Annotated in this window: 5 protein-coding genes; 2 read left to right on the top strand and 3 right to left on the bottom strand. The window is 63.5% G+C overall.

Features of this window, described 5'->3' with window-relative positions; genetic code table 11:
• Nucleotides 1–184: 184 nt before the first annotated feature.
• Nucleotides 185–1,102 (top strand): fructokinase, encoded by a 918-nt coding sequence (gene mak, locus CYR52_RS19110; protein ID WP_101829208.1) that lies wholly within the window; start codon nt 185–187, stop codon nt 1,100–1,102.
• Between the two features lie 65 nt (nt 1,103–1,167).
• On the opposite strand, the gene CYR52_RS19105 is transcribed toward mak, so the two are convergent.
• Nucleotides 1,168–1,434 (bottom strand): type II toxin-antitoxin system HicB family antitoxin, encoded by a 267-nt coding sequence (locus CYR52_RS19105; RefSeq protein ID WP_079205159.1) that lies wholly within the window; start codon nt 1,432–1,434, stop codon nt 1,168–1,170.
• Between the two features lie 223 nt (nt 1,435–1,657).
• Between CYR52_RS19105 and CYR52_RS19100 the strand changes: the two genes are divergently transcribed.
• Nucleotides 1,658–2,230 (top strand): cupin domain-containing protein, encoded by a 573-nt coding sequence (locus CYR52_RS19100; RefSeq protein WP_101829207.1) that lies wholly within the window; start codon nt 1,658–1,660, stop codon nt 2,228–2,230.
• 91 nt (nt 2,231–2,321) lie between these two features.
• Here the strand turns inward: CYR52_RS19100 and CYR52_RS19095 are convergent, their stop codons facing one another.
• Both CYR52_RS19095 and sbcD read right to left on the bottom strand, forming a co-directional pair.
• The gene (locus CYR52_RS19095; RefSeq protein WP_101829206.1) at nt 2,322–6,002 is read right to left on the bottom strand and encodes an AAA family ATPase; all 3,681 of its coding nucleotides are present in this window, start codon (nt 6,000–6,002) and stop codon (nt 2,322–2,324) included.
• Entirely contained in the window at nt 5,999–7,234 is a 1,236-nt protein-coding gene (gene sbcD, locus CYR52_RS19090) for an exonuclease subunit SbcD (RefSeq protein ID WP_072926579.1), read from the bottom strand. Before sbcD ends, CYR52_RS19095 begins: the two co-directional genes overlap by 4 nt.
• Nucleotides 7,235–7,256: the final 22 nt, after the last annotated feature.

The raw sequence follows: 7,256 nt of genomic DNA, 5'->3' as shown, positions 1-7,256 counted from the left end.
TGGAACTGTGAGCGAACTCTCCCCGCCGGGCCGTTTTTTATCACAAGGTGTACCGGTTAACCCCGCCGGGGGCAACACAGAATCAGACAGGTCGGGGTTGCCGGTGTGCTGCCCCGTTGGCCACTATACTTATCCGCATCATGACTTTGATGACATTGACAACGACAGCGCCGGAGAGACGATCGTGCGAATTGGGATTGATTTAGGCGGCACCAAAATAGAGGCCGTGGCATTGGCCGATGATGGGCGTGAATATTTCCGTAAACGGATCGACACGCCGCGCCATGACTACGACAAAACCCTGGGGGCGATTGTCGGGCTGGTGACGGAAGCGGAACACGCCACCGGCGAGCGGGGCAGCGTGGGGATCGGCATTCCCGGCACCCTGTCGCCTTATACCGGCCTGGTGAAAAATGCCAACTCGGTGTGGCTCAACGGCCAGCCGTTCGACAGCGACCTGTCACGGATGCTGCAACGGCAGGTGCGGGTGGCTAATGACGCCAACTGCCTGGCGGTCTCTGAAGCCACTGACGGCGCAGGGGCAGGCAAACACACGGTCTTTGCGGTGATCATCGGCACCGGCTGCGGCGCCGGCATCGCGATCAATGGCGAAGTGCACGCCGGGGGTAACGGCATCGGCGGTGAGTGGGGGCATAACCCGCTGCCGTGGCAGGACGACGACGAGCTGCGCTATGCGCGCGAAGTGGCCTGCTACTGCGGCAAACCGGGCTGCATCGAAACCTTTATTTCCGGCACCGGTTTCGCCCAGGACTACCAGCGGCTGAGCGGGCAGGCGCAGAAAGGCGTGCAAATCATGGCGCTGGCCGGGCAGGGCGACGCGGTGGCGGAACTGGCACTCAGCCGTTATGAGATACGGCTGGCGAAATCCCTGGCGCATGTGGTCAACCTGCTCGACCCGGATGTGATCGTGCTGGGCGGCGGCATGAGCAACGTTGACCGCCTCTACCAGACCGTGCCGCTGCTGCTGAAGCAGTGGGTATTCGGCGGTGAGTGCGAAACCCCGGTACTGAAGGCGAAACATGGCGATGCCAGCGGCGTGCGCGGTGCCGCCTGGCTCTGGCCGCAGGAGCCGTTGCGCTAAGCGCCCAGGGCAAACCATGACTTATTAAACGCGACGGGGAAACCGAGGGCCTTTTCCCTGTCGCGTCAGGGTGTCAGGGGGCAGTCGATATCGACATAGGCCCAAATTCCGCCGGTACAGGCGTCATTCTTCAGGTGGTCAGCCACGGTTTTTGCCTTATCTGGCGCATGGCCTTGCTCAACCCGGTAGGCAAAATAGAGGCTAAGGGCGTTTTGGGCATCGTTAATGGCGTCGTCAAGGGTATCACCAGCAAAATAACAGCCGCTCACGTCCGGTACGAAACCGGAGAAAGCGCCGTCAGTAGCCTGATGGAGATAAAGCGGATATCGCATGCGTTACACCTTCTCTTTAGCTTAACGAGTGGTCTGATAACCGCTGACATGAATTTTAACTCTGCATTGTTCCGGTCGGTACTGTTGCTGTTTGGTATTGTTTTAACTCTGCCGCCAATGCCTTGTACAGGTGGGGCAAGCGTAAAAAATGTGCTAACCCTGATAAGGCCGCCAGAGCTGGCGGTGCCAGACCCTACCGAATCTTGACGGGAGAGAATGCCTGATGACCCAGACCCCTTCGCGAAAACACCCTGACACCACGTCGCTGACCCACCAGGAGCCTGATGCGGGCGCGACGCCGGGCACACTACCTGAAACGTCGGCGACCTTTCCGGCGGCGGTGACAGCCGCTGAGGTGGCCCCGGTGGAGCCGCCTTCGCACTACCCGGCGCCATTTGCCGCCCAGATGGAAAAACGGCAAAAACGCCAACTGGGCGATCAATTCGGCCTGACGAATTTTGGCGTGAACCTCGCGCGCATCGCGCCCGGCGGTGCCTCCGCACTGCGCCATTTCCATACCAGGGAGGATGAGTTTATCTACATCCTGTCCGGGGAGCCGGTGCTGGTGACCAACCAGGGCGAAACACCGCTGAAGCCCGGCATGTGTGCCGGGTTTAAAGCCGGTAACGGTGATGCCCACCATCTGCTCAACCGTACGGCGGAGGAGGTGGTCTATCTGGAGGTGGGCGATCGCAGCCCCGGTGACGGGGTGATCTATCCCGACGATGACCTGCTGCTGGAAGAGGACAGCCAGGGCAACCCGCAGTTCCTGCACAAGGATGGCAGCGCCTATTGATTAGAGGCTTATTAACCGGGGGCGTAGCAGCCGGGCGGTAATGGCCGCCCATATGCGAAACCGGGCGGCCGGACAGTTGGGGCGTGCGGCCTCAGGGCACCGCGAACTCTTTGCCGAGGCGGCTGACGCCCAGCCCGTTGACTTTTTTCACCCGGATCTGCACCGGGATGCGCTCTTTCATCGCGTCCACGTGGCTGATGACGCCGATAGTTTTGCCGGAGGCGTTGAGGTTATCCAGCGCGTCCAGCGCCGTATCCAGCGTGTCGGCATCCAGGGTGCCGAAGCCCTCATCCAGGAACAGCGAATCGATGCTGGTTTTATGGCTGACCAGATCAGAGAGCGCCAGTGCCAGCGCCAGGCTCACCAGGAAACTTTCACCGCCGGACAGGGTACGGGTATCCCGCAAAGCATCCGCCTGCCAGGTGTCCACTACCTGAAGCTCCAGCGCGTCGCTCTCTTTACGCTGTAACAGGTAGCGGCCATGCAGCCGTTCCAGTTGCTGGTTGGCGAGATAGACCAGATGATCCAGCGTCAGGCTCTGGGCGAAGCGGCGGAATTTGGCACCGTCACTGGAGCCGATCAGCGTATTGAGCGCGCTCCAGTCGCGGAACTGCTGCTGGCTTTCGGCAATCTGGCTGAACAGCTGCTGCTGGTTGCTGCGGCGCAGGCGATCGCTTTCCAGTTGCTGGCGTAATTCGCCCTGCTGTTGGGCACAAAGCCGCAACTGCTGTTGCAGCACCGCCAGCTCCGCCTCCAGCGCACTGCCGTCGGCCTGCGCGGGCAGGCTGTCCGGACGCTGAGGCTGATGCTGTGCCAGGGTGGCCTGTGCCTGTTTCAGCAAGGTTTCCGCTTCCTGTTGTTGCTGCATCAGCGCTGCCTTTTGCTGATGCAGCGCATCCCGTTGCGCCTCATCCAACAGGGCGGCATTCAGCGCGCTTTCGTCTGCAAATTCGCTGGCGGCAAGCGCAACAGCCAGCTGCTGTTCGCTCTGCTGTTCACGCGCGGCCAACTGCTGCTGTTGCTGTTGTAGCCCGGCGATCTCCCCGGCCAGCCGGCTCAGGGCGTGCTGTGCCTGCTGATAGGCCGCGTCGGCCTGCTGGGCCGCCAGGGTGGCGGCCTGCACCTCACGCTGTAAGGTGTCGCGCGCCGCGGCCACGTCACGGTCGCCGAACAGATCGCGGCGCTGCTGTTGCGCCTGCGCCTGCTGGGCGGCAAGCAGGCGGCATTGGGCATCCAGCTCGGCCAGACGGGCGGCGGCATCCTCCACCCGCCGTTGTTCGCCTTCGCGCCGCGTTTCGGCCTGCTTCAGCGCCAGCGTCAGATCCTGGCGCTCCTGCTGTTGCTGCTGCCACTGTTGCCACTCCTGCTGCCGCTGTGCCAGCCAGGCCGCGTGCTCCCCGGCTTCCGGCGGCGTCAGGCCCAGCGCGGCCAGCGTGGCGGTGACCCGCTGCGCGTCATCGGCCAGCGCCTGCTCAGCCTGTGCCTGGCGTGCCTGCTGCTGCGCCCACTGTTTCTGCTGTTCATGGCGGCGCTCATCAAGCAACGCCAGCTGGTGGTGCAACTGCTGCTGGGCTTGCCGGGCAGTGTTCAGCGCGTCCTGTGCGGCGCGGTGCGCCTGTTGCAGGGTTTCACGCTGCTGCCACTGCTGCTGGAGCTGGGTTTCCTGCTGCTCTTCGTCTGCCAGCCAGTCACCCAGGGCGGCCTCATCCGCCAGCGTCAGCGTCAGCGCCAGCGGGGCGCTCAGGGCCTGCCAGCGCTGTTGCTGCTCCGCCTGCACCTGGCCGGCACGCGCCAGCTCCTGCTGCACCTGCGCCTCGCGCTCCTGCAGGGACTTCACCCGCGCCCCGAGTTCAATGCCGGCGGTTTTTATCGCGTCAACCTGCTGCTCCAGCACCGCCAGCCGTTGCGCCGTCTCAGACAGCACAATCGCCTGATAAGCCTCAATGGCCGGGTGTTCGGTGGCCCCGCACAGCGGGCAGGCGTCACCCGGTTGCAACGCCGCGCGATGCGTCTCGAAACTCACGATCTGTTCTTCGCGCTGATGCAGCGTTTTCAGGTCCGCCAGGTGCTGCTTTTGCAATTGGTAATGCTGGCGTTTCTCCGCCAGTTGCTGCCCGGCCAGCATCAGGTGCTGCTGGTTTTCCTGCTGCTGTTGTTGCAGATGGGCGATCTGCTGGCGGGTCTGGCGTGCCAGCGGCACCAGTGTGGCCAGCTGCCCACGTACCGGCCGCCGTTCGCGCAGGGCGGCCAGCCGGGTATGCAGCGTCTCCGCCGGGTACTGCTGTTCCTGCGTCTGCAATGCCTGCTGATGGGCGGCGGCCTGCGTTTCTGCCTGTTGCAGTGCCTGATCCACCGCCGGTTGTTGCTGCGCCAGCGTCTCGCGCTCCCGGTTCAGGCGGTCAAGCTGCTGTTGGGCGGCAGCCAGTTCCTGTTGTGCGGCCTGCTGCGCCTGCTGTTGGGTCACCTGTTGCTGGAGCTGCGTGCGCCACAGCGGCAAGTTTTCGCCCCACTGGGCATGGTGCGCATGGTCACGGCCATAGGCCTCAAGCGCCGCCAGCCGCACGCTGCCCTGTTCCAGTTGTTGCTGGGTGAGCTGCAAGGCGCGGCGGCGTTCAGCCTCCTGCTGTTGCTGGCGCTGGTGCGCCTGTTGCTGCTCCTCATGTTGCCGGGCCAGCTGGGCGAGCTGGGTGTCCAGCGGCGTGACCTGCGCAATCAGCGCTTCCTGTTGAGTATGCTGCTGTTGCAAAGCCGTAAGCTGTTGCTGCGCCTGTTCGTGGCGGGCCAGCAACGGGGCCAGCGCCTGCTGCTGATCGTGCTGCCGGGTGAGCAGCGCATTGAGCGTGGCCTGATGCTGAACGCAGTCAGCCCGGGCCTGATCGCGGGCTTGCTGGAGCGGGCGCAACTTTTCTGCCGGTTCATTGCGCGCCAGCCGCAGCAGGTCAGGCTGCGCCTGTTGCCAGGCTACTTCTGCCTGCTGGTGTTGCCGGAGGGCGTGCGCCAGTGCCTGCCGGTGCGCCTGATCCTGGTTGATCCACGCGATCCCGCGTTGCAATCCGGCGGCCTGTTGCGCCTGTTGCGCCTCCTGTTCCACCAGCGCCGCCAGCTGGCCGGCGAGCTGCTGCTGCTGTTCGTCGGTCAGCAGTTCGATACCGGCCGCACGGTGGTGCAGCGCATCCAGATCGCTGCGCGCCTGTTTGTGCTGCTCAAATACCCGCTCAGAGAGCTGGCCATAAATCTCCGTGCCGGTCAGCTCCTCCAGCAGTTCTGCGCGGTCGTTGGCATCAGCATTCAGGAAGGCGGCGAACTGCCCCTGCGACAGCATCATCGATTTGGTAAACCGGCCGAAATCCAGCCCGGTGATCTGCGCCACCGATTCCAGCTTGTCACGCACTTTGTCAGCCAGGATTTTGCCGTCCGCCACCCGTGCCAGCTCCACTTTCGGGGCCTGCAGATTGCCGTCCGGCGCATTTTTGGCGCGGCGCTGGCTCCAGAAAGCGCGGTAAGCCACGCCTTTGACCTCAAATTCCACCTCCGCCAGGGATTCGGCGGTGTGGCGGGTCATCAGCTCATTGTGGCTCGGGGTCACCGTGAGGCGCGGCGTCTGGTGGTAGAGCGCCAGGCAGATGGCATCGAGCAGGGTGGTTTTCCCGGCGCCGGTGGGGCCGGTAATGGCAAACAGGCCGTTGCTGGCGAACGGCTCCTGGGTGAAGTCGATTTTCCATTCGCCTTGCAGCGAGTTAAGGTTTTTCAGCCGGAGGCTCAGAATTTTCATGCGGATGGCATCCCTTCATTGGCTTCACGTACCTCTTCCACCACATTGCGGAACATCTTTCGCATCCGCTCGCAGTGTTCGCTGTCTGCGTCCGCTTCCAGCGCCATGCGCCGGTCAAACACCTCGGTAACGGAGAGCTCCGTCAGCGTCTCTTTGGCCTGCTGGGCCAGGGCGCTCTGCCGTTGGGCTTTGTTGCGGCGCAGCAGCACCACTTCCACCGGCAGCGGGTCGGTCAGTTGCTGGATGCGGCGCTGGATGTCACTCAGGTAGTCCTGGGTGGCAACTTCAATGTCCAGCCATACCGGGCGCGCCGGGTCGGCGTCACGGAAGGCGTGCAGCTGCTGTTCAATCTCCGCCAGCGAGCCTTTGACGATCGCCATCGGCTGGTGAACCGGCACCGGCAGGGTCTCCACGGAGGCGAGCGTTGCGCCGTCAAACTCCAGCAAATAGACGCTTTTGGTGTTGTTGGCTTCGTCAAAGCTGAGCGGAATCGGTGACCCGCTGTAGCGGATATGGTGGCTTTTTGCCACGCACTGGGCGCGGTGGATATGGCCGAGGGCGATGTAATCCGCCGGCGGGAACGCCTGCGCGGGGAAGGCGTCCAGCGTGCCGATATAGATGTCACGCACCGAATCCGAGGTGGAGACGCCCACAGTAGTCAGGTGCCCGGTAGCGATGATCGGCAGCGGCAGGCCCAGTTCGTCCCGTTTGGCCAGCGCAGCCTGATGCAGGCTCTGGTAATGGGCGGCGATCGCCTCCTGCAGGGCGAGCTGTTTTTCGCTGCCGGACTGGCCGGCGCGGCTCAGGAGCAGGTCGCGCGGGCGCAGGAACGGGATGGCGCACAACAGCGCGCCGGGGGTGCCGTCGTGCCGGTTCAGCACACAGAGCTGGGGGCGGTTGTCGGCCTTCACATTGGCGATGACCGTGGTATTCAGGCAGGAGAGCAACTCCCGCGACTCGTTCAGCGTGGCGACGGAGTCATGGTTACCGCCCAGCACAATCAACTGGCAGCGGGTACGCTGCAACGCCACCACAAAGCGGTTATAGAGCTGGCGGGCGTAGCTCGGCGGCGCGCCGGTATCAAAGATATCCCCGGCGACCACCACTGCATCCACCTGATGGGCTTCAACCTGTTCAATCAGCCAGGTCAGGAACGCCTGGTGCTCCGCTGCGCGGCTCTTGGTGAAAAAGACCTGGCCAAGATGCCAGTCAGATGTATGAATCAGGCGCATAACACTCTCGCTTTGTATTGCC

This window comes from Chimaeribacter arupi (assembly GCF_002858805.1).
GTDB lineage: Bacteria > Pseudomonadota > Gammaproteobacteria > Enterobacterales > Enterobacteriaceae > Chimaeribacter > Chimaeribacter arupi.
Note: the sequence above shows the minus strand (reverse complement) of the source record. Positions and strands in the feature narration are given on the sequence as shown.

What these genes read in the sequence shown, in the direction of transcription:
- CYR52_RS19105 (WP_079205159.1), bottom strand. Translation starts at nt 1,434, where the DNA reads ATGCGATATCCGCTTTATCTCCATCAGGCTACTGACGGCGCTTTCTCC.
- CYR52_RS19100 (WP_101829207.1), top strand. Translation starts at nt 1,658, where the DNA reads ATGACCCAGACCCCTTCGCGAAAACACCCTGACACCACGTCGCTGACC.
- CYR52_RS19095 (WP_101829206.1), bottom strand. Translation starts at nt 6,002, where the DNA reads ATGAAAATTCTGAGCCTCCGGCTGAAAAACCTTAACTCGCTGCAAGGC.
- sbcD (WP_072926579.1), bottom strand. Translation starts at nt 7,234, where the DNA reads ATGCGCCTGATTCATACATCTGACTGGCATCTTGGCCAGGTCTTTTTC.